A 23330-nucleotide genomic window follows, 5' to 3' on the forward strand; every position below is an offset into this window, starting at 1 on the left:
TCCATTTAGATGTTAATCCCTTAAGACAGGTTCTCCATCAAAATGGTAATGGGAGCTGGAACGGTTGGCGGAAAGTGGGAAAGTTCAACCAGTGTAAAGGAGCGTGGCGCCAGATTAGAGCGCCGGTTTTTTCCCAGCGATTCCGGTTTTTTTCTCCAGCGCCCGGGCGGCGCGGAGGATGGTGGGTTCGTCAAAAAATTTGCCGAACATCTGGACGCCGATAGGCAGACCCTCCGCAGTAAATCCGCAGGGCGCGGAAAGGCCAGGGATGCCCGCCAGGTTGCAGTTGATGGTGAAAATATCCGAAAGGTACATCTGCAACGGATCGTCCGCTTTCTCCCCTATGCCAAAGGCGGCGGTGGGAGTGGTGGGCGCCATGATTATGTCCACATCGGCGAAGGCGTTCACAAAATCGTTCTTTATAAGGGTACGCACTTTCTGGGCCTTCAGATAATACGCGTCGTAATAACCGGAAGACAGGGCGTAAGTGCCCAGCATAATCCTGCGTTTCACTTCGGGCCCAAACCCTTCGCCCCGGGTTTTCTTGTACATTTCCATCAGGCCTTCGGCCCCTTCTGCGCGATAGCCATACTTCACGCCGTCGTACCGGGCCAGGTTAGCCGAAGCCTCCGCCGGAGCCAGCACGTAATATGTTGGAATGCCATATTTGGAATGGGGCAGGGAAACGGTTTTCACCCTGGCCCCTTCGGCTTCCAGCGATTTTATGGCGGCGCGGACGGATTCTTCCACCGCGGGATCCATCCCTTTCACGAAATACTCTTCCGGCACGCCAATCACAAGCCCATCAACACCTTTCTCCAGATCCGCCGTGTAATCCGGCGCCGGAAGGTTGGCGCTGGTGGAGTCCATGGAATCGTGCCCGGCGATGGCGTTCATGAGAATGGCGCAGTCGGTAACATCCTTGGTCATGGGGCCAACCTGGTCCAGCGACGAGGCGAAAGCCACCAGCCCGAACCGGGAAACCCTGCCATAAGTCGGTTTTAACCCCACGATGCCGCACAGCGCCGCAGGCTGGCGGATAGAACCGCCGGTGTCCGACCCTAATGACGCGGCGCACAAATCAGCCGCTACCGCCGCAGATGAGCCGCCTGAAGAGCCACCGGGTATTTTGGTGATGTCCCATGGATTTTTTGAGGGGCCGAAATGGCTGTTCTCGGTGGAGGAACCCATGGCGAACTCGTCCATGTTGGTTTTACCGAGGATAACCGCCCCAGCCTCTTTGAGCTTTCGTATCACAAACGCGTCGTAAGGGGGAACGAAACCCTCCAGCATTTTCGACGAGCAGGTGGTGCGAAGCCCATTGGTGGCCAGCACGTCTTTAATCCCCAGCGGCGCGCCTAAAAGCGCCCCCTTCTCCCCTTTCGCCCGGCGCTCATCGGCGGCTTTGGCCTGCCTTATGGCGCCATCTGCGTCCACCGTAACATAGGCTTTTATTTTGCCGTCCAGGGCGTTTATCCGGTCCAGATACGCCTGGGTGGCCTGCTGGCTTGTGATTTCACCCTTGTCCATTAGGGCGCCAAGCTCTTTTAATGTGAGGGAGCAGATGTCTGCCATAAATCAGTCCAGCACCTTGGGGACGCGGAAATGACCGTGATCCGCCGAAGGGGCGTTCTTCTCCCACAACCCGGCTTCAAACGGCTGGGCCATCTTGTCTTCGCGGAAGACGTTCTTCAAATCCAGCGCATGGGAAGTGGGTTCCACGGCGGAGGTGTCCAGCTCGTTCAACTGGCTGATATAGTCCAGAATGGCGGACAGCTGGGCGCCGTACCGCTCTTCATCCTCCGGCGTGAGAGCCAGCCGGGCCAATGTGGCCACGTGCCGCGTCTCTTTCAGGGAAAGCGACATCCCGGTTACCTCTTGTGGGTGGACTTTTTGCTTCTCCAGCGCCTTTTAAGCTTCTTTTTCCTGGTAGGGCTAGCCATTTTGCGCAACACTCCAAATCTAATTTAATGAAGTTGATTAATTTAGCATTTTAGGGGAACGGGTGACAAGAAAAATAAGCTTTTCGCCGCCAGCCGCTATTTTTTATCCAGTATCCTCCGGGCCTTATCCGCGCAGAAATTGCCGCCGATTATCACTCCCGACAGACCGCCGCCGGGCAGGCCCCAGGCCGAGGATATAAGAAGGTTGTCCACGCCCGGGATGGATATGGGGCGTGACATCATGTCCTGCCCAACCGTTTGGGCGAAACCGTAAAACACCCCTTTGGGATTTCCGGTATATCTTTTAATGGTCACCGGCGTGGCCACTTCGGAATAGATAACCAGCTCTTTTGCGCCGGGCACAAGCTTGTCCAGCCGGTCTATAAATATACGGGCCACCTCGTCTTTCTTCGCCTTATACTCTTCCCGGCTCAAACCCTCCCAATTGGAAATATCATCCCCAATAGCGATGGAACCCACGCTTTTCCCCTCCGGCGCCAGGCCGGAATCTATCATCCCGTATTCCACGAAGGCGTAACTTTTCGATTTATAGTCCGCGTTTCTGCTGTCTTCCTTTATCTGTTTTATGCTGTCCACCGTGTCGCCGCACACGAATGTGGAATAGCACTTGTTCCCAATCCCTTTTAGCGGGCGGCTGAATCCAAGGAAAACGATGGTGGCGGAACCCGGTAACGCCATGGCCCCCATACGCGCCTTGAACTTTTCGTTCCTGTAATCTGGCATCATATGGTTTATCAGGTTTGGCAAAGGCAGGTTGGCGATAACCACATCCGCTTCGGCGAATATTTCCTTGTGTCTCTCAGGATGGGTTTTGGATGTTTTCCGGTACTTTACGCCGGTGGCTCGCCCATTTTCCAAAACCACCCTGGTCACCTCATTGCGGGTCAACACCTCGCCGCCATTGTCCGTTATCACCTTGGCCATGGCGTTGGACAGTTGCTGGGAGCCACCTTTTATGTAATGGCCGCCGCCGGAAAAATAGCTTCCCTGCGCCACGCCGTAATACACCATGCCCAACTCATACGGATCATCGTGATAATAGCCCACATTCGCCATGAGTATTAACTTGAGGTCCTCATCACTGATAATTGAGTCCACAAAACTCCCCACGTCTTTTTTCATGTAGCGGAATATGTGGTAATACCAGAACGGGAAATAGAACGGCAGTCTTAACAGTAATCTCCATGGCTCCATTGGTATTGTGGCCATCCATGCGCCCATGTCAGAGATGACCCTGAAGAATTTTTCAATGCCTTTATGTTCTCGGGGGAACTGCTTTATCAGCTTCGCGGCGGCGGCCTCCACGTTGTCTGGCATCACGAAATCCAGGGATCCCTTAACCACCCGGTAAAACTCCGGCACGCGAATAAACTCCACGCTGGAAGAGATGCCCAGCTCATTAATAATAGCGGGTTTGATGTCATTTTTATCCAGCCCGTCCATTTCATGCAGAGTGGCCTCCACCAGCAGGTCTTTCCGGCGGAACGTGACGGCGCACCCGCCCACAACGTTGTGCTTTTCCACCAGCAACACCTTCTTACCACGCTTGGCCAGAATTGCGCCCGCTGTAAGCCCTCCCAGCCCTCCCCCGGCCACTACCACGTCGTATTTCATGACACTCCAGTCATTTGCCGTCCAGTTGGAACCGCTGATAGCGAAAAGCCCGGCGGGCCAATTGCGCCTGCCCTTTTATCTCCCTGCGTTCTTGCGCTTTTTTATCCTTGGGTATGGCGTAAATCAGATTTTCCTTCTTTTTCGGATCGAAAAAACCAATGTACCCGCCAGGTTTCACGCCGAAGGATTTAAGTGGCCTTCCCTTGTATAGCCTTCCGAGGAAATCGTTCCGCCCCCCAGGCTCATGCTCGCCGGTGAAATATAAAGGAAGGAGGAAGTTGGAGACCGGCACGCCATCTATCTTGTAATGCTCGGCCTGCACGGCGTCGCACAGCTCATACCAGAAAAACACCGACCTTTTCGGCTCGAAGGGGTGCGGCCCGGTCACCAGCAGGTTAACCTCCGGGTCTCCGATAAGCTCCAGAGCCTCGTGGGACAACGTTACAGACCAATCCTCCCCCACCATCTTTGCGATGTTCGTGAACACATATCCGCACGGGACGCCACGGTTGTTCTTGTCATGGTATCCAATGGCGTTTTTCACTTTGCCCACGTCGTCCCACAGGTATATCACCGCATCGCCGCGCATATCCCATGGCGTTTGTTTTTTGGGCTGGTTTCTACCGCTACGCCCCTCCAGCCTTAACGTGGCCCCGATGCTCCAGTAAGGCGCGAAGTCCTCGGCGATCTGTCGGTTTATAGCCCGGATAACGTTTAAAAGCTCTTCATCACTAACTGCGCCGCTAGTCTGATTGATGACGGAAATTATCATTCTCCCCCTCATTTCCCCGATATGTTGGCTATTTTCGAGTAAAGTCAGCCTGTTGGATAAATAATATATTATTTTTTGATAATAAGTTCCCGGAACATGCGTGAATTAGCGGGGATCAGCCCTTCAGCTTTTCTTCCAGGGAAGCTAGAGGAACGCCCAGGTCTTTTACGAACATGGTGGCGCATCTTACGTCCCCCACATCCCGCGCATGATGAGCGTCGCTACCCATCACGAGCCTGCCGCCCCGGGCGATAACAGAGAGCGCCAAACGCTGATAGATTCCTCGCCATTTGGCGCTATCGGCGGTTTCGGAATTCCCTATAAGCCTCATGATATGTTCGTTCAGTTCCACAGCCACTCCGCAAAACGCGGCGGTAAAAGCCAACTCCTCCGCGGCGGCGATAAAAAGATTGGAGAATAGGCTACCGTATATGAATATGTCGAAAGGATGCGTCAGAATATCCATTGCGCCTGTGCGCATCGCCCGGGTGGAAACATCCACATAATATTCCAGTAGCAGGGTTAAACCGGCGGCCCGGCAAGACGCGCCGAACGCAGGTTCGGAATAACCCTGCTCGTTAAAAGCCGGATATAACTTCCATGGCGCAAAACCGTGCACAGCGCCGGATACAGGCCCCCATTTTTCCGCGCCTCCCGTCTCAAGCGCCTTTATCGCGATGTTAGTCTCCAGAGAAAGCTCCACACCCATCAAAAGTGTTACGCCGTATATCTTTTGATTGGCTGGCCTGGAAAACAGCCGTGGAAGATGCTCCGGACTGTATAGATGATCCACCACCGCCACCTGGGCGATTTCTCTTGATAACGCGGTTTTTGCGATGTCCTCCAATTCGCTTTCAGAGTCTGGCGAGTATTTGGAATGAACGTGGCAATCAATTGGCGGCAAAGTCACGAATGACATGCCATCACGCCCCCGCAGGTGGGGTCTTTCCTGCCGATGACGCCGTAGTGGGCGAAAATCACGCCGCGGCACCCTCCTTTGCAGGTTTCCACAGCTTCGCACCCTGCGCATTCTTCATCTTCACATGGCTGGGCGCGATGGGCAAAATCCCGCATCACCGCCGAGTTTCTCCATACCTCACCCAGGTCGTCCACTCCAGCCATGCCAACTTTGAAAGAGGGATGGTTTAGCAAAACGCAGGGTATGTATGACCCGTCAAAACTTACATCCATACGGAACCTTCCGGCCTCGCACCCGGAATACACATATCGGGCGGCATCGTTCCACTCAAACTTTTTACGCCATTCTTTTATAAATACCGGATGGATGCCCGAGGTGCAGTTTATCGTGATGTCGGGATATTCATTCTGCTTTGCCCACAGCGCTTCGCGCACTGTCTTGAAGCCGGACTCCTGCCTGATTAAAAGATCACCGGCGTTTTGTCCGCGCCCCACAGGAGACATAACCATGAAATGGAAATCCTTTATACCTAACTGCAAGCCGCAGTCCACGAACCTTCCGGCCACGTTGAACGTTTTCTCCGTCAACGTGGCGCTCATCCCCACCGGCAGGCCAGCCTTAAAACTGTTCCTTATCCCTTTAACGGTCTTTTCGAACCTGCCCTTGCCCCTCATGGAGTCGTGAGTGGCGGCGTCGGGCCCGTCCAGGCTTATGCTGATGATGGGAAGGCCCGCCGTTTTAAGTTGCTCCGCGCGGGCGCTGTTTAACCCCAATCCGTTGGTGTTCGTGAAAACCGAAAGGCCCCGGCGCACGGCGCCGGCAACAAGCCCCGGGAAATCCGGGAACATCAGCGGCTCGCCGCCAATCAGTACGATGGTAGGAATTTTCAAAGCCACCGCCTGGTCGAAAAGGTTTTCGAGAGTTTCACGGTTCAATTGCCGCGTGCCTTTTCCGGCGGAGGCGTAACAATGGGAGCAGGCCATGTTGCACCGCTCTGTTATGTTCAGGTAAAGCCTCAAAGGCGCCGAAAGCCTGGTCTCACCGGATTCCCACATGGCTATATCCCACCGGGGAGGTTGTTCTGAGTTTGATGGACCCAAAGTGAATATGCCTAAATGAAGCCCTTTCTGGACGAACCGCTCCAAGACGCTTTCCGAATATCCTAAAGCGGCGGCCCAAACACGCAATTTATCAATTGTGGTTCCGCGCTCCATGCGGGCTATCAATTCACAGGCGCCCTTGTCCAGATATGTGATGTGGCCATAGGGGAATTCGGTTGCGGAATATTGCCGGTATGCGATAGAGCCGAAAAACTCCTGCCGAAACACAATTCCCCGGCAAACACCTAATGTGGCGGCGCCCGCCAGTCCAGGTTTCTCCACGAAACTTTCGAGGGGGAACGGCCTCCACACCAGTGAGTAGGGGAACATAAACCTTGGAGCGGCGAAAATCTGTGGCTCCGGCCCGCTTTTTGTATCCATACCAGTCACTCTTTTTTTGTCGTTAATTGAAAACATATGTGGTCTTTACCGGCGTGATGCGCTTTAACAACCTCGTGGCCAATTCCTGTGTCGGCTTTGGGCCAGCCCATCGCCACACCTCATACCCTTCTCCACTTTTCACCAGTTCGTACCCGCAACCGGGAATCAAACCGTCGCCGGGGACAGAAACAAGGAATATTTGCGAGCTATCATGTTTAAGAATATTGCGGCACTCCGGATTTTCCGCCATCCGCTTTACGAGCGTAGCCTGCTTTTTAAATTCAGACGGGTTTTTGAAATTCGTATCCCACAGTGCGGTCATGCCGCCATAGCCTGTTATGTAATGCCCAAACCTCCAATGAGCCACTACTATCGAACTGGAATCGCCGCCAGCCTCTTTCACGGCATCCACAGTACTTGTGCAGGCTTCACCGGTGCGGCACGGGGTTACAAGGCAGATCAGCACCCCTATCGCCACTGCATACCAGCCTGCGGATCCGGGGATGTCGCCAAGAATCACCGCTGAGGGCGCCACTGTGTAAATTAGATAACGCCTGGCCGCCAAAGACTGGATAACCGCCACCGCGAGAAGCACGGTGGGGGGATTTGGCTGAAAAGACAAGATTCCCCAAATAAGCGCAACAATTACGGCGGGAGAGGCCAATATCATTCCCCTTATTGAAACCGGCCGTTCCTCAAGCGTAATTACTTTGCCGGTTTTCTCATCTAACAAAAGCCCACCACACATTTTTTTGCGGTTCCGCCACGCCCACAATAATTCTATAAATGGAGTGAACCTTCCACCGCACCTCCCGCGAGCCCTTAAGCAAATAGCGAAAACCGGCAGGATGCCGGCCATCCCCGCCAATGCCGGAATGGAGCCATTCATGGCTGTTGGGGTGACGCAAAGTAACATCGCCGGAAAAAGGAACGCGCTGGTAGCCGAAGCGAATCCTGTCAACGCAAGAACCATGGGAACGCCGGTAGGAAACCACCAGGAATCCGGGTTGGCCCCGGCGAACATTAATAATGGCGATATCGCCGCCGCCATGGCATCTCCCCGCAACCCGCCCGCCACAAGCCTGCCCAGGACCACCGGGGTGGAAAGTATCGCAAGGGCCGTCAGCGCCGGTTGAGATGAAGCAAGGGCCGTGAAACACGCCATCATTAATAAAAGCGAAACCAGCATTAGCCGTGGAACTATTTCCTCCAAAGCCGGAGCCTGCATTTTTCTGGAAATACGGATCATTCCCGCGAGCAGATAGTGAAGCAGTGGCGGATAAGTGGAGCCTGAGGTCCCCAGGGGGAGCCAACTCTTGGTATCTTGTGGCCGCCTGGATCCGTCATTCGCCACGCAATACGCCATCCGCAGATGATAATAATGCCCGCTGTCGTTGGGCGGGCTTGTGCCCAGCGCAACTCTCACCGCTTCCACCGCAACACTTCTCATTGGAGCGCGGTTCCCTTTAAGGTATCCTCCGCCAGCTTGCCAACAGGCATTATGGCGAACCCCGCTTTCCGCGCGCTATCCACCGCCTTCTCCCATACTTGCGGGCCGGAATATTGGGGATGGAACAGCAAAGCGCAACTGGCCCCAAACCTTGCGGCTTCTCTTATTTTCTTTTCCATCAGCGCCAGGTAAGACTCCTGGCTCATTTTCTTCATCACAAGATGAGCGTAATCACCACCATCCAGCAGTGGCGCCTCGCAAATCATTTCTTCAGCTACCGCGCCTGGGCCGTAAACAGGATGGGCCCATAGCCCCATAAAACTGGAATCCGCCTTATAACCCAACGATGCCAGCGTTCTCCATACCCTTGGCGCAAGTTTCAGCCTGGGTGCGCGAAATACCTGCGGAGTTCTCAATATTTCTCCTACCGCCACATGTCCCCTGAACACATTACGTTCCGAGGCGTCCAGATGATCGGAGGTGTGGTTTCCCGTTTCGTGCCTGGTTAACTGCTCGATCAGCCCATTCTTCAGCGCCGAATTCAATCCCGTTTCGGTGAGAAATACAGTGGCCTTAATACCTTCGGCGGTAAGGTCGTTTAAGTGCCGCGCCAGTTCTTTTGAGCATTCGGCGCAATCCTGCTCCAGGTCAAAGGTGATGGACAATCTGGGTTTAGGTGGCACTGGCAGATTACATTCACCCAATATATCCAACAACTCAACAACGCCCTTTTCATTGCAAAGAGTTTTATATGAGATGAATTTTTTTTGCCCGGAGCCATCCTCCAGCATTACTCCGCTTTCGCCGGAAGCTTTCGCATATGCTTTCGTCCACGAAATACGGAACTGGTTTTGATAACCTGATTTGTTTTTGACCATCACTGGATAACCTAAACCCGCCAGCAGTGTGTACAGCCTTGCCTGTTCGCTTCCCGGCGTCATTGCGCTTGCGATGAACTCAACGCCGGGTTCCACAGGCAGTCTCCATCCAACCAACCAGCGAACCCACCTGATAGCTCCAGCTTTTCAATAAATAAACCAAAGCGCCGTACCAGCCAAGCTTACCGATGACTTTTCGCATATATCCGTTTTTCGGCCCCAAAATGGCCAGCCATCCAGATAGAAAACCAGCAAAAAGCGCGATACCCGCTTCAACGCTGGCCAAACCGGCCGCTATCGCCATTACCGGGCCCAACTGCCACCAAACCGACATGACAGCTTTGCCGCCATTAATTGTTTTTCGCAAGGAATCCTCGCCGCTATGCGCCAAATGGCATGTGAAAGCTTTCCCGTAAGCGAACTGTCTCTGCGCAAGCTCCATGGAAGTTTCCGGCGCGCGATGGAACATCACAAGATTCCAGGAGATTACAGGCGTCAGGCCATTTTTCCGCGCGCGGCCCACGAACTCGGTATCCTCACCTGCGCGCAAACTTTCGTTAAACCCCCCAAGCGCCATGAACTCATCCTTGCGGATGATCATTTGCCCGCCGGGCAGGTCTATTACCGCGCCGGAGCCATCAAATCGGGGTTTGTGGCTCACTACTTTTGCGGCAATCCGCTGGAACCTGTTTCGCTTATCGTATAGCGGAAGAATTCTGCCGCCGATTATTACCCGGCCGGGATAGTTGTTTATAGCCAGTGACAGTTCCACCCGCCAGTTTCCATCAACCACGGAATCGGCGTCCAGAAAGGCCAGCCAGCGCCCCCTGGCCCCTGAGGCCCCAACGTTCCTGGCGGAGGATGGCCCAAGGTTCTCATCAAGGTGGATTACACGCGTGTTGTTGAATCGCTCAACCAGTCCCCGCGCAACCTCCAGGGTTTTGTCTGTGGAACCGTCATCCACAACGATGATCTCCATTGATACCGCCGCCTCATCACCAATAAGAGACATCAACGCTAATCCCAGGGTTTTTTCTTCGTTGTGGGCTGGCAAGATCACCGATACCAAAGGGCTATCCATTCCCAGCTTCTCCGATCAGCGGGTTCCGGCCGGGCGCTTCTTCTTCGATAATTCTCACCGGAGCCAGCATAAGCTTCACATCGGTGGAGAGCCACATGTCGCCGGGCAGTCCGGCTTTCAGGCACAATTGCGACGCGGCCTCCTGAATGTCCCATCCGGCCAGCTCGGCCACTTCGTGAAGGAACACCGCTGAATGGGCCTTGTATTCCAGAAACAGCGCATTGCCTTCGGGAATAGCCCCACCGGTTGTTTCTAGAGGCTTTCGTTCACCAATCAAATGAACACGGATTATTATGTTGGAAAGCTCTTCCGGTTTGAGCCGTGGAAACACCGTTTCGTGAAGCGCGCACCCCCTTGCGGCCTTGGCCACGGCGTTTATCAGCGGCTCATCGGGCTGGTGGAATCCGTGACTTGCGCGGGGATCCATCTGCGGCCATCGCCAGATGGAAACATAAGCGGCGCTTTTTTTTCGCGCCTGATGGGGAAATGACGCCAGCGCCTCATCGGGCACTATCATTGGCGGGCCGCTACGAGTGGCGTTTTCAAGCGAGGCCCTGGCTGTCGCCAGCAGTAGATTTTCTATCATGCGCCCATCCGCCGCGTAAGATACACAAGGTATCTTGCTTTGCCCCCGGTAATGTCCCACCGGCCAGCGGTTAAATCGGCAACATTCTGGAGCCAACGCCAAAGCCAAACCGGAATATGGGCCGACATCTCCCGCCACCACCTGGGCATGAACACCCTCACCGGAGTTTCAATTAATGGCGCCAGTCCGGACTCGTTCAACAGTTCCCGGAACCTTTCACCACTGAACGACCATAAATGCCCCTCAAAAGGCCGTCCGAACTGGCTTTCAACCACCCGCGCGATGGATGCGCCATCTTCAACAACCCCGATGCCGGCTTTCGCGCCGCCGTCCCATGTAGGGATGGATATAACCGCATGGCCGCCTTCACCAATGACCCGGGCAATCTCCTTTAATGATCCGCGCGGATCTGGCAGATGCTCTGCCACCTCAGATAAAACCACCCAATGGAAAGTGGCTGTCTTAAACGGCAGTTCCAAAGCGTCTCCCTGCGTAAACGCAGGGCCATTCCCTGCGCGGCCCCGGGCCCGGATCAGTTTCCCTATGCTAATGTCCATCCCCACCGCAATTGAACCGCTCCTGAACAAGGACTTCACGTAATGCCCCTCACCGCATCCCACATCCAGAGTTTTGTGACCCCGCTCCGGTTTTAGCATCCGCCGCACTGCGGCTTGCCTCAGCCTGTGTTCCCGTCCCTCCAGCGTTGGAGGGCCCTCATACATAAGCTCCATGCAGTCTCCGGTTTGCGCCTCCCATTCGTAATAGTGGCGGAGCAGGCGGCGTAGATTTAGAAGGCTGTTTATTTTTTCAGAGCCGGACATAGTACATGTATTTCTTGCCGCACAAACCAGTGGCCTCGTTGCATGAGCTGTCGAACTGGCAATCATCGCAAATGCCGCCGCAATGTTTTTTGTACATGGAGCAAAGGATGCGGCACCCGCCACCGCAGATATCCTGTTTCTCGCAACTCATACATCCGGGAAGCCCGTGGAATGACACATCCCGCACAGAGCTGAAACCCGGCCCATCGCGCCATATCTGGGGCAAACGCCGTTTGCGCAGGTTGCCGCACCTGTTTTCCGGAAAGATCAATGGATTGCATGGCGTCACATCGCCATTGGGGCGGATGAAACAGTATGTGCGGCCCGGGATGCATCCGGCATGGGGATAAAAGAAACCGTCGCTGTTGGACTGGCGCCTGGCCCCATCGGCCACGCCACGGGTTAGTTCCGCCTCCTCGGCCACAAGATTCCGGAATCCGCTTTCGGTAAGGTACAGATCCGCCCGGTTCTGCCGCCCGGCGCCGGTTGGCACAAACCTCATGTATAAAATCTCCCTGGCCCCGGAGCCCGCCACTTCCATCCGCGTTTTTTGCATGATGGGGGCGTTCCTGGCGGTTAACGTCATGGAGGCTATTACATATATCCCCGCGTCGGTCAGCTGACGTATCGCCGCCAGCGCCTTGGCGTGGTTGCCATGCCCGCGCATGTAGTTGTGGCTCTCCTCGTCTCCGTCAACGCTCACCTCCACGCATTCCACACCCAGTTCTTTAAGCCGTTGGGCTTTTTCCTGGCGCATGAGGACGCCGTTGGTGGTGAGTGTCACGCCAAGGCCGCTTTTTCTGGCCCCTTCTACGATAGTGAGAAAATCCTTCCGGAAAAATGGCTCGCCCCCGCCGAAATAAATCTCGTGCGCTCCCATGGCCCCGGCGTCGGATACTATCTCCAGCCACTCCGCCGTACTCATCTCGTCGAACCTTAATGCGTCGTCGTCATACTTGGGAGACGATGCGAAACAATGCCTGCACTTGATGTTGCACCGGTAGGTCACCGCCGTCACTAGATTGAAAGGGGCGTTCATCGCGAACATGGCATTCGCCCTTTCGCCCAGATATCCTCATAGGCCGTCAACACATGGGCCAACAGAGTTTCCGGTGAATCGCTCACCGGCTCTTTCAGCCCCATTCTTTTCCTTATGTCCAGCAGATGATGGAACACCCAGGTGTTCATGGCGGGGAACGCCTCCTCCACCCCGGCGACAGTCTCGGCCCGGGATGAGCGGAGCCTGCCGGTAATCCCTAAAAGAAGCGCCTTGCAGGACTTGAAAAGCATTTCGTCCAGAAACCGTAACGCCACCGGCGGGTTCATCCTGCCGATCCTTGTGACGGCCCCTCTCAAGTTCCGGAGCCCCACGCCAGCAACCCTCATGCTGTCTTCCACCAGAACCGGTTCAGGATGCATGAACGTAACTTGCCCGCCGTATATCAGGTTCGCCACGCTGATCTCTTTTAGAAGGAACGGGTTAACAGGACCCAGCGGGTCGTCAATCTCAGTTACAGTCGCCATTGTGATGTCTATCTGGCTGAACGGGTACACTTCACCGGCGGCGTTCTTCAGCTTCGCGCCGCCCAGCGCCAGTTCCAACCCCGACAGGCCCGGCTCGAACAGCGCGAATATATCCAGATCGCTGTAACCGGGAATAAAATCGCCATACGAAAGGCTTCCGAACAGATAAACTGAAACCAGCCCATCCAGGCGTTCATCCAAAAGCTGGCGGAAACGGTCAGTTTCCGCAATAAGGATCCGCCCCATCAAGCCCCCTCCCTTCCAACATAGCATGCGCCCTGCATCCACCGCATAACCTCATCCAGCGGCATGATGAACATGGCCCTTGGCTTTCATTTCTGCGCCGGAGCCGCCACAAAAGTGGTGAATCCATCCAGATACGCCACAGGGATGTTTCAAAAACGTTGCCCAATGTTTCAGGAATCTTTCTACAAGGGTAAACGGAGCCATCCTCCATCACCGTAACGCCGCCCACCCCCGCAGAACAGCCTTTCATGGCGAAGCCCGCTTTTTGTGGAAATTCTTTTAAACCCCGCGCCCCCGCCAGGGCCACGTAAAACAATGGGTCGTTCATCCACACCATAAACCCGTCAACCCGTTTCCTCGCCATCCGCTCCACCACCCTGCCCCATTCAGCGCCGCTCAACCCTGGCATGGCCCCGGCTCCCATGGCTATGTGCCGATGGAGACCCAGCGGCAGATTTTCTTCCCGCGCCCACCCGGTGAAATTCTCAAGCTCATCGGCGTTTACCGCCGTTACAGTGGCGGCAATGGAAACTTTTACGCCAGATGACCGCAAGACCGATATTGCGCTCATTGCCCGGGCATAACTGCCCTTGCCCCGGATGGCGTCGTTAACCGGTTTAAAACCTTCCAAAGATATCTGAACGGACTCCACCCCCAGCCCGCGAAGCCTTGCGGCGATATCTCTATCTATTCCCGCCCCGGATGAAAGCAGGCTCCACCGGCTATTGGTTGAATTGATAACCTCCGCCAGTTCCCATATCCCCGCGTACGCCAGCGGATCGCCCCCGGTTACGTTGAACGTGAGCTGGCCGAAATGGGGTTCAAAATCCACCACCGTCTGGCGGATAAATGATTCCCAGGCGGAAACTGGCGCGTCAGCTCCTTCCCAGCCATCCTGATAGCAATGGGCGCACCGGGACTGGCATTTGCGAGTCAGGTGCGTCTGTATAAAAAAGCCCATATATCCCCCCGCCCCGTTCATGTCACTTTTCCAGGCATGTCATTTTAATATTTATAGCATAATTTTTTACTGATAATAACAATAAAACATGCAACCGGGGCATTGGCCCTCGCCAGCGCCGGATGACGCCGCTTCAAAGCCCCGGGATTGGATCGCCTTATTCAATCCATCCTCAATCGCGTTGGCTGTGGCGGCGAAGGCCCAGCACGGGCTAACGCCGCCATTTGGGAATAAGGTGAATATACGTCCGCCTGCTTTGCATTTCCCATGTCGGCGGAATCCCTTCTCTACATAATCAGCGGCGGCCTGGTAATATTCAGCCCCGTTACAGTTCAGCGGATGGTTTAAGCGGGCAAGATTTTTCAGGGTCGACGCCATTTTGGCGAATTGTCCAGCGTTCCGTTGCCATGTCTTGGCTCCCCCGAATGCGGGAGCCCACGGCTGAACCCCCACGCTATGAACCCCCAGCGTTTCCGCCAGCTCGAATACTGCGTTTATTTCATCCATGTTTGCTGGCATTAACGTGAAAGAAAGGCTCACCCTTGATGAGGGCTGGCTTTCACGTATTCGCTTGATTCCCTCTACCGCCCGTTTCCAGGCCCCTTTAACACCCCGGATACGGTCATGTACTCTTTCGTTTCCGTCTATGGATACTGATATGTCTTGTATCCCCTCAAGTTCCTCCGCTCTTTTCGCTGTAACAGTGGTTGCGTTTGTACTTAGGCGTATTTCCAGCCCCTCTTCCAGCATGGGCGCAACCACAGCGCGCAAATCTTTTCGGGCAAATGGCTCTCCGCCGGTGACATAGACCACCTTTACGCCCAGCTCCGCCAATTGCAGGGCCATGCCCTTCACGGCGCTTATAGGGAAATCCTCACCATCCGGCCCGCTATGGGCGCACATGGAGCATTTGAGGGTGCATCTGGAAGTGATCATAAAGATCGCTTTTCGCGCCATAACGGTATTTTAATAACTACTCATCCACCGGGGCAGGTAGCCACAGCATCGGAAAACTGGCTGTAAGCGCCGCCACCCTTCCGGGCAAGATAAGCCACCATAAGCGGAGCGGTTTCCACGGTTGGCTCCATACGCCACTGGCCGCCTTGAGCCATGCGCAGGGCGAATCGGCGGATTTGGCATGGCCACCCTTCAACGGGTGGGCCTTTTGTGGCAAGCAGGCCCAGGAAGTGGGCGAATATGTTTTTTTTCAGTTCACACCGGGCAGGGTCTGTAGGGCTGTTATCAATCCGTTGCGGATAGGTGACCCTGGCGGGGCAATCGCCGGCGCAATGCCATTTGAGCGCGCAGGATGCGCAATGGGGAAGGTTTTCTACAACCCGTTTCCCCAGGGCGTTCAACAGCGCGCCATGCCACATCAATCCTTCTCCGGTCACGTCCCCCACGCCAAAAACCCCTGCCATTGGATGGGCGCGGGAACATGCCTCCAGGCATCTGCTCACCAACCCGTCATGGGTCACATACACGTTTCCCGTTACGGCCCCGCAGTAGGCTTCCGTCATGGCCTGCGGCGACACTCCTGGGAAACTCACCGCCAGCCCCAGTTCCCATGCCGTGTCCAGCGCCTCGCGGAACCGGGCCTGCGCGCGTTCATTATGGTCTATGCCAGCGGGCCCAGCCCGCCCGGCGGACACCACGGGGCCAAGATGTATCTCCCGGGTCTTGGCCGCCCCGGCGAAAAACCTTATCGTATCCGGCAGGCGGTCCAGCGTATCCCCCGCCACTGTGGACACGATGGCGTAATTTTCAAACCCCGCCTCATCGAACGCCTGGAGGGTTTTCATCACCCTATCGAAAGACCCGGCCCCGGTGGATGTTTTCCGGTGAGCGTTATGTATCTGTTCCGGCCCGTCCAGCGCCAGCGATACCAGTTGGAACTTTTCCATTATCTCGTCCCGGATTTTTTGGCTGAACAGACCGTTGGTGGCTATGCCGAACCCAACCGAGGCGCCGATCTCCGCCGCCCGGAGTCTGGCGCGTTCCATGACTGATTGGATCAACCCCCATGCCTGGGTGGGTTCGCCGCCTCCATGGAAATAAAGCTCTATCCGCTCCGCCCCGCTCTTTTCAGCCGATTGCGCCACATGGTCCACAGCCCAATTGGCCAGCCATTCAGGCATGGCCAGGTCCGCCTCGCCGCCGTTGGCGTAACAATAAGAGCAACGAAGGTTGCATCTCGTGGTCGGAATCAAGGTGGCCCGTTCAGCCCGAAGTGTTTCCGAACGCTCTGGCGCCGGGGCCAGCGGGGCTACGCTTCGCGCAAACCAGTTGGCCGCCTCTATCTGAACAGAGATTGGGACGGTTGAAGAAACGGACAATATTCCGCCAGAAATGGGCTCGTAAAAGACAACGCCCCTTTCCCATTCCATCCGGAACACATTCTTATGGCTCATGCGCCGCTACCACTTTCGTGTCTGTGTTAAGAGCCGCTTCCACAAGCCGGTAAAGCTCTTCATGAATTGGGCCGTGGTTTGCTATTGCCACATCCGCCGGCCATTGAGCCCATTCGGTTTCGCTGGAATGGATGTCGTCCACCCCCAAAGAAAACTCCTGCCCGCGTTCCGAAAGCCTGCGGACGCATTCCGCCAGTGGAGCCTCCACCCGCCAGAAAACAAAGCCCCTCGCCCGTAACAGCTCCATATCCGGTTTGAATCGCGCCGCGTCCACAACCACTGGCCGCCCAGCCGGGACGCGCCGCAACGCCGCGGACATCCAGACCGACTCATCCAGCGCGCGCATGGCGTCGGTCACCTGGTTCATGACGGTTTTCGACTGGGAGCCGAACAGTATCCCGCACACCTCCCGGCACACGGTTCCTGTGCTGGCGATGGCATAGCGGTAATGTTCCGCCAGGTACCCGGCCACCGTGGTTTTCCCCGCGCCGGAGCGGCCCGTGAGGGCGATGTTTGGATACATCGTTGATTATTAATCCGCCTTTTGCGGCTGGTCCATTTCCGGCCCGGTGGAAGCGCACACCTTGCAATGGCAATGGGTGCAAAGGAAATCGGCCTCCTCGCGGCCCGACATGTCTGTCTTCAAATATCCGAGAAGCTCTTTTAGCTTGGCCCTGTCATCATCGGTGAGGCCGTTCAGTTTGTTATCGTTTCCCATACGATCTCCTTCATTCCGAAGAATTTTTCACCACTTGCCATCTGGTTGCTCCAAAGTTTCCAAACGCCGCTCTCCAGCGGTTTTTCACGCTCCATAAGCTCCACGCTGGCCCTGTCCGCCATGAAGGGGTCGGCGGCGATTACAAAACCGGCGTCAGTGTAAACAGGGGCGTGGGTGAACGAGGCGCAATCGCACTGGGGGGTTACATCCACCACACCGTTAATGAAAACCGAGCGGCGCCCGGCCAGAAACGCGGCGGCGGCCTCGGTAAGCCTGTGCGAAAAGTTTTCCAGCTGGCCGTCGTCCAGGCTGTAAACCCCTTGCCTGCATGGCCCCATGCAATGGCAACAACCGGTGCAGGCTGTGTCCAGCCGCCGTATTGCTCCATCAACCAATTCCAAAGCCCCATGCCCACACGTTTTCAGACATTCGCCGCAGGCGGAGCATTTGGAGGTATCCATCAACGGCTTGGTGGCCCCATGTATGGCGGCTTTACCCGCCGAAGACATGAGCCCCATCCCAACGTTCTTTATGGCCCCAGCCACTCCCGTGAACCCGTGAAGGGTTATGTGGGAAAGAACAGCCATGTGCCGCACACCCTGTAAAGACCCGGCGCCCATGTAAGCCGGGCCTCCGTTCACCGGGGGCAGGGCTACGCCAAACTCCCCCCGCATGCCGTCGGAGATTATCAACGGGCACCCAATGGAGTCTGCGGTGAAACCATGCGCCGAGGCGGTCTCCAGATAACCCACCGCCGTGCTTCGGGAGCCTTTGTACAAAACCACGGTGTCTGTCGCGAAAGGTTTCATACCGGCGTTTCTGGCCGCATCCGCCACTGCCCGCACATAAAGAGGCCTTAAATATCTTGTGGCGCCCCTTTCCCCGAAATGACACTTGATGGCCAAAAGTTCGCCGGGAGCGCCCCAAGAACGGAATACCAGCTCCAGCTTTTTCCTGATGATGTCCACGGTGGATACATACGGCTGGGTCGTGGCCGGTATGTGGCTTAAATTTACGGTCACGGAGCTTCCCTTCTTTTATTTAGGACCTGGCACATGGGGTCGCGGCCAAAAAAAGACCCTGTGGCGATGGCGGCGCGGGCGTGGCATCCACCGCAACATTCGGCCAGATGGGCGCAATCGCCGCAGGCCTCACGGTACGTCTCCGGATCCCTCATCTTTTGCATGAACCCGCTGGCGCGCCATACCTGGGCGAACCTGCCGCCGGTGACATCTTCCCCCTCCCCGGCGAACTCCGTGAACACCGGGCAATGAAACATGCGCCCCTCTTTGGTGATGTGGCAGAACGACCGGCTGGAGGGGCAACCAAGGGTTTTCTCGCCGCTCATGGCGGCTTCGTACAAATTGTCCAGCGCCAACGCTGTTCCGTTATTTGGGGAGATCAACCTTATCTGCTCGCAGGTCTTTTTGATTATCTCTGGCGAAAGGTCGCCAAAATCCTTCCCGGCGGCGCGGCCTTTGGCCAGCATGGGCTCCACCTTGAACTGGTATGCCCCCAACCCGGAGCTCAGTTGATAGAGCGCGGCCACCTCCTCCACATTAGAGGAGTCTATGGTCATGTTCACCGTTACCCGGATCCCCCAGGCCACGGCTGAGGCGATATTCTCCGTCACCTTGTCAAAACATCCGCGGCCCCTTCTTTTATCGTGGGCATCCCTCAAACCGTCCAGGCTAATCTGCGCGCTCCCAAGCCCGGCTTTTTTCAGCAGGCGCGCCACGTTGGCGGTAAGTAAAACGCCGTTGGTGTCCAGATGGATATTGGCGAATTTTCTACGGTGAGCGGTTTTTATAAAGGTTTCAATATCCTTTCGGCAAAGAGGCTCACCACCTGTGAAACATATGGCTGTCCGCCCTGGATACAAAACCGAACGTATTATTTCTATGATCGATCCGGTGGAAAGCTCCGCCCGGCTGTCACGATAGGCGCCAGAGGCTGGAGGGTTGTAGCAATGGGCGCATCGCAGGTTGCAACGGTGGGTAACCTCGATACACACCACGGCAGGCTCCCGCTTCGCCTCCGCAAACGTTAACACCGAGCCGAGAAAAGGATCCATCCGCCAAAAAGCGCCTCCCGCCAAACATTTGAGCCTCACGCTCCAGCAGGTATAAATATACAATACCATTTTTATTTATACAACACCTGTTATTTTCCAATGCCCATTCGGACTGACAAGAGGACGTTTTAAGAGGCGTTTTTTATGCTTGTTGACCCCGGACGCGCCGCAAATTACAATTAACGTAGAAATCAAGCTTACATCTTTCCAGAGGGGCTTATGCGCGTCGGCCAGTTAATGACAAGAAAAGTTATATCCGCCTCGCCGGATCAAACCGTTGAGGACGCGTTGAGCCTTATGCTCAAAAACCGGGTGGCCCATTTGCCGGTGCTTGAACGCGGAAATCTGGTGGGCATCCTTTCTGACAGGGACCTGCGAACCCTCATCTCCCCTAAGAAACATAAATCCGCCAAAGCGAAGGGGAAAGAGCCGTTCAGCAAAAAAGTGCGCGATGTGATGACCAAGTCCGTTATCACGGCGGACGCTGGCATGAACATCCACGACGCGGCCAAGATGATGCTCCGGCTCAAGATAGGTTGTCTGCCGGTGATAGATAACAACAAGATGGAAGGCATCATTACCAAAGACGACCTTCTGGACGTTTTTGTGGAGCTTCTGAGGACCCTCCAGCAATCATCCAGTATTTACATCGAGCTGATGGATGAAATTGACGATTGTTCCACGGTGTTCTCGGTTCTCCAAAAACATAAAGCCCGGGTTTTAAGCTATTCAGCCACCCCGGCCGGTAACGGCCACCGGCAGATCTGCCATTTCAGGCTGGGAAGATGCCCGGTGAAAAAGATAACCCAGGACCTTGCAAAGAAAGGCGTTAAAGTTCTGGAGGCTTTCGGCGAGGATCTCTAGATAACAAACGTTTGAAGGGGCTCACCATGGAGGAGATGAAACCGCCTCCCGGGGCCCGCCCGGCCCTTTATTGGGAGCCGATGGACAAAGGGCGCGTGCGATGCCGCCTTTGTCCGTTCAACTGCGTTCTTTCCGAATGCAAAACGGGAATTTGCGCCGGAAAGACCAACGTGGGGGGCATACTTTACGCCGTAAATTACGCATTCACCACTTCCATCAACCTCGACCCGATGGAAAAAAAGCCTCTCTATCATTTTTACCCCGGCTCTTCCATCCTCTCCATCGGCCCTAACGGATGTAACATGGCTTGCGACTTCTGCCAGAACTATTACATATCCCAGCAATCGGCCCCGACTGAGCGGCTTATGCCTGAAGAGGCGGCGGCGCTGGCGGTCTCTTACGGATCTGTGGGACTGGCGTACACCTATGCCGAACCGCTTATCTGGTACGAGTATGTGCTGGACACCTCAAAGGAGGTTCGCAAGGCCGGGCTCAAGAATGTGCTGGTGACCAACGGCATGATAAACCCGGAGCCGATGATGGAACTTTTGCCCTACACCGACGCCATGAATATAGACATAAAATCAATGGATCCGGCGTTTTACAGAAAGGTCTGCCACGGTATGCTGGAGCCTGTGCTGGAGACGGTGAAACTGACTTTCGCCCGGACCCACGTGGAGATAACCAATCTGGTCATCCCCGGGTTCAACGACAGCGATGAGATGTTCCACCAGCTTACCGATTTCCTGGCGGACTTGAGCCCCTACATACCACTGCATTTTTCCAGGTACCATCCGGATTACAAGCTCCACGCTCCGCCTACGCCGTTGGATACGCTGTTGAGGGCGGCCCGTATCGCCTCCGAAAAGCTGAAGTACGTATATATAGGGAACGTGCATACGGACACCCATAACCAGACCAAATGCCCGTTCTGCGGGAAGATTGTTATTGAACGGGGCGGGTTCAGCGTTTACAGGGTTTCTTTGACGAAGGGTAAATGCAACTTCTGCGGGGGAGACACCGGGGTGATAATGTGACCCGGGCGCTACACCGCGTCTTCCTTCATTTCCGCATACACTTGGCGTTCAGTGGTGTCGCGCGGCTCCTTGTTCATAACACGAGGCAATCTTTTATACGTCAGCGCGATTAAGAGCGCCGCCGTGAGCGACAATAGCAAAACCTGCCCCGTGAGAGCCGCGTATATCCAGTTCAACCCGCGCCATTTTTCGATGGCCGCCACCTCGTAAACCGCTATGGAGCCCAGCCCGAAGGTAAAGGTGAACTTTATGCCGTACCCTGTGGACAGCCAGCGGCGGGGCAGGAATTTTGTCACCAGGCTGTTCTCTATAGGTTGCATCCCCAGCGAGAAGAAAAGGAACAACCCCGTGACGACATATAAAGGCATGTCGGTCAAAAAGAACATGGCCGCCACGAAAGGCAAAGCCATGGTTTGAACCATGAAATAGGCTTTGCGCAGGTCCATGGCGTCGGCTATCCTGCCCCCCACATACTGCCCGGCGATGGTGAACATATACAGGGTGGATACCAGCAGGCCCGCCGCGCCGGAACCGGCGTTTGCCCCGGTGGACGGGGTGAAGCTGGCGATAATACCCACCAGCTCGCTGGCCCGCATCTCGAAATAAGCGGGCAACGCCGTTAGGTTCGCCCGGTACGTGAAACCGCCAAGCGTCATGGCGAAACAGAGGATGGCGAAATACAGCCAATATTCTTTTTTATGGGTGTCTTTCCCTTTCACAGCCTCAATTTCATGATGGGGGCGTTCATCAAATGAAAAGAGGCCTCCCAGGAAAAACCCGGCGATGCCCAGCATACCGGCGATGATATACACCCATCGCCAGTCGAAAAACAGCAGGGTCAGCCCGGCCAGCAAAGGGGCGGAAGCCTCGCCCAGCGCCCCGAAAATGCCGTTTATGCCGTGGGCTTTCCCCTGCTCCTCTATCTCCTTGGCGATCAATCCCAGCCCCACGGGATGATATAGTCCGCAGAATAGCCCTATCACCGCCAGGGCCATGGTGAAATCGGTAACACTGGTGGACATCCCGGCCAATAAAGAGCCTATCCCCACCCCAAACATGCATATTTTGAGCAAGGCGGATTTGGACCAGAGATCGGCCACATAACCCGCAGGAAGGGCCAGGGCGCCGTACAGGAAATACATCATGAAACTCAGCGGGAACACCTCTGCGATAGAGAGCCCCATTTCCCGGGAAAAGGGCATGACGATGGCCGGGAATATGAGGATGTTCATATGTATGAGGTAGTGGGCCATGCTGGCCAGGGCCACAATCCTTTTTTCCCGCGGCACTTTCGATATAACTCCAAACAGCTTTTATAGATATGGTAAAGGAACGCGGGGGATTTATCAAAGCACCCCAGCCGAGGGTAAGCGGACGGGTGCGCTACCCGCGTCCCCGTGGTCGCTGACCACGGTTACCGCGCCATGGAAATACCGGGGTCGGGCGACCCCGGCGAAGCGAAACCGCGGCGACAGCGGGTCAATTATCAAAACAGAGTGGCGGACCTTTTTCATAAATGTTGTCATGCCGGACTTGATCCGGCATCCGGGCCTTGATTCTTTACCCGCTTCCCCGTGGTCGCTGACCACGGTTACCGCGCCATGGAAATACTGGGGTCGGGCGACCCCGGCGAAGCGAAACCGCGGCGACAGCAGGTCAATTATCAAAACAGGAGAGGCGGACCTTTTTCATAAATGTTGTCATGCCGGACTTGATCCGGCATCCGGGCCTTGATTCTTTACCCGCTTCCCCGTGGTCGAGAGGCGGACCTTTTTCATAAATGTTGTCATGCCGGACTTGATCCGGCATCCGGGCCTTGATTCTTTACCCGCTTCCCCGTGGTCGCTGACCACGGTTACCGCGCCATGGAAATACCGGGGTCGGGCGACCCCGGCGAAGCTAAACCGCGGCGACAGCGCGAAGCGAACT

At 55.5% G+C, this 23330-nt stretch carries 23 protein-coding genes; 2 read left to right on the forward strand and 21 right to left on the reverse strand.

What is annotated here, in order from left to right:
* Positions 1–114: 114 nt before the first annotated feature.
* The 20 genes from gatA to HY751_01185 all read right to left on the reverse strand — a co-directional run bounded on the left by gatA (position 115) and on the right by HY751_01185 (position 19500).
* Positions 115–1575 carry an Asp-tRNA(Asn)/Glu-tRNA(Gln) amidotransferase subunit GatA gene (gatA, locus tag HY751_01090; GenBank protein ID MBI4664982.1) on the reverse strand — a complete coding sequence of 487 codons (1461 nt, stop codon included), beginning with the start codon at positions 1573–1575 and terminating at the stop codon, positions 115–117.
* 3 nt (positions 1576–1578) lie between these two features.
* Positions 1579–1866 carry an Asp-tRNA(Asn)/Glu-tRNA(Gln) amidotransferase subunit GatC gene (gatC, locus tag HY751_01095; GenBank protein MBI4664983.1) on the reverse strand — a complete coding sequence of 96 codons (288 nt, stop codon included), beginning with the start codon at positions 1864–1866 and terminating at the stop codon, positions 1579–1581.
* Positions 1867–2039: 173 nt separating this feature from the next.
* Positions 2040–3578, reverse strand: coding sequence for an NAD(P)/FAD-dependent oxidoreductase (locus HY751_01100; protein ID MBI4664984.1), 1539 nt, complete (start codon positions 3576–3578; stop codon positions 2040–2042).
* 10 nt (positions 3579–3588) lie between these two features.
* Complete coding sequence (locus HY751_01105; protein MBI4664985.1) at positions 3589–4350, reverse strand: hypothetical protein; 762 nt, start codon at positions 4348–4350, stop codon at positions 3589–3591.
* A gap of 115 nt (positions 4351–4465) precedes the next feature.
* Positions 4466–5269 carry a PHP domain-containing protein gene (locus tag HY751_01110; protein MBI4664986.1) on the reverse strand — a complete coding sequence of 268 codons (804 nt, stop codon included), beginning with the start codon at positions 5267–5269 and terminating at the stop codon, positions 4466–4468.
* Entirely contained in the window at positions 5257–6750 is a 1494-nt protein-coding gene (locus HY751_01115; protein MBI4664987.1) for a radical SAM protein, read from the reverse strand. The genes HY751_01110 and HY751_01115 overlap by 13 nt, the downstream gene beginning before the upstream one ends.
* Before the next feature lie 22 nt (positions 6751–6772).
* A complete protein-coding gene (locus tag HY751_01120; GenBank protein MBI4664988.1) occupies positions 6773–8200 on the reverse strand; it encodes a hypothetical protein in 1428 nt (475 codons plus the stop codon).
* Positions 8197–9174, reverse strand: a complete 978-nt coding sequence (locus HY751_01125; protein ID MBI4664989.1) for a hypothetical protein — start codon at positions 9172–9174, stop codon at positions 8197–8199. Before HY751_01125 ends, HY751_01120 begins: the two co-directional genes overlap by 4 nt.
* Complete coding sequence (locus HY751_01130) at positions 9158–10159, reverse strand: glycosyltransferase (GenBank protein ID MBI4664990.1); 1002 nt, start codon at positions 10157–10159, stop codon at positions 9158–9160. Before HY751_01130 ends, HY751_01125 begins: the two co-directional genes overlap by 17 nt.
* Positions 10152–10745: an AMMECR1 domain-containing protein gene (locus HY751_01135; GenBank protein ID MBI4664991.1), complete on the reverse strand. Its 594-nt coding sequence runs from the start codon at positions 10743–10745 to the stop codon at positions 10152–10154. The genes HY751_01130 and HY751_01135 overlap by 8 nt, the downstream gene beginning before the upstream one ends.
* The gene (locus tag HY751_01140; protein ID MBI4664992.1) at positions 10742–11566 is read right to left on the reverse strand and encodes a methyltransferase domain-containing protein; all 825 of its coding nucleotides are present in this window, start codon (positions 11564–11566) and stop codon (positions 10742–10744) included. Before HY751_01140 ends, HY751_01135 begins: the two co-directional genes overlap by 4 nt.
* Positions 11553–12614, reverse strand: a complete 1062-nt coding sequence (locus tag HY751_01145) for a radical SAM protein (protein ID MBI4664993.1) — start codon at positions 12612–12614, stop codon at positions 11553–11555. The genes HY751_01140 and HY751_01145 overlap by 14 nt, the downstream gene beginning before the upstream one ends.
* Positions 12602–13336: a nucleotidyltransferase domain-containing protein gene (locus tag HY751_01150; GenBank protein ID MBI4664994.1), complete on the reverse strand. Its 735-nt coding sequence runs from the start codon at positions 13334–13336 to the stop codon at positions 12602–12604. Before HY751_01150 ends, HY751_01145 begins: the two co-directional genes overlap by 13 nt.
* On the reverse strand, positions 13308–14297 hold the full coding sequence (locus HY751_01155; protein ID MBI4664995.1) for a radical SAM protein: 990 nt from the start codon (positions 14295–14297) through the stop codon (positions 13308–13310). The genes HY751_01150 and HY751_01155 overlap by 29 nt, the downstream gene beginning before the upstream one ends.
* 66 nt (positions 14298–14363) lie before the next feature.
* Complete coding sequence (locus HY751_01160; GenBank protein ID MBI4664996.1) at positions 14364–15233, reverse strand: radical SAM protein; 870 nt, start codon at positions 15231–15233, stop codon at positions 14364–14366.
* A gap of 41 nt (positions 15234–15274) precedes the next feature.
* Positions 15275–16708 (reverse strand): radical SAM protein, encoded by a 1434-nt coding sequence (locus HY751_01165; protein MBI4664997.1) that lies wholly within the window; start codon positions 16706–16708, stop codon positions 15275–15277.
* Complete coding sequence (locus HY751_01170) at positions 16698–17231, reverse strand: hypothetical protein (protein MBI4664998.1); 534 nt, start codon at positions 17229–17231, stop codon at positions 16698–16700. Before HY751_01170 ends, HY751_01165 begins: the two co-directional genes overlap by 11 nt.
* A 9-nt stretch (positions 17232–17240) precedes the next feature.
* Positions 17241–17426 (reverse strand): hypothetical protein, encoded by a 186-nt coding sequence (locus tag HY751_01175; GenBank protein ID MBI4664999.1) that lies wholly within the window; start codon positions 17424–17426, stop codon positions 17241–17243.
* Positions 17405–18448 carry a DUF362 domain-containing protein gene (locus tag HY751_01180; protein ID MBI4665000.1) on the reverse strand — a complete coding sequence of 348 codons (1044 nt, stop codon included), beginning with the start codon at positions 18446–18448 and terminating at the stop codon, positions 17405–17407. The genes HY751_01175 and HY751_01180 overlap by 22 nt, the downstream gene beginning before the upstream one ends.
* Positions 18445–19500, reverse strand: coding sequence for a radical SAM protein (locus HY751_01185; GenBank protein ID MBI4665001.1), 1056 nt, complete (start codon positions 19498–19500; stop codon positions 18445–18447). Before HY751_01185 ends, HY751_01180 begins: the two co-directional genes overlap by 4 nt.
* Positions 19501–19737: 237 nt before the next feature.
* Here HY751_01185 and HY751_01190 point away from each other — a divergent pair, with 237 nt between their 5' ends.
* A complete protein-coding gene (locus HY751_01190) occupies positions 19738–20364 on the forward strand; it encodes a CBS domain-containing protein (GenBank protein MBI4665002.1) in 627 nt (208 codons plus the stop codon).
* A 35-nt stretch (positions 20365–20399) separates the two neighbouring features.
* A complete protein-coding gene (amrS, locus tag HY751_01195; GenBank protein MBI4665003.1) occupies positions 20400–21401 on the forward strand; it encodes an AmmeMemoRadiSam system radical SAM enzyme in 1002 nt (333 codons plus the stop codon).
* An 8-nt stretch (positions 21402–21409) separates the two neighbouring features.
* Here the strand turns inward: amrS and HY751_01200 are convergent, their stop codons facing one another.
* Positions 21410–22690: an MFS transporter gene (locus HY751_01200; protein MBI4665004.1), complete on the reverse strand. Its 1281-nt coding sequence runs from the start codon at positions 22688–22690 to the stop codon at positions 21410–21412.
* Positions 22691–23330: the final 640 nt, after the last annotated feature.

This window comes from Nitrospinota bacterium, from assembly GCA_016208975.1.
Classification (GTDB): Bacteria; Nitrospinota_A; UBA7883; order UBA7883; family JACRLM01; genus JACQXA01.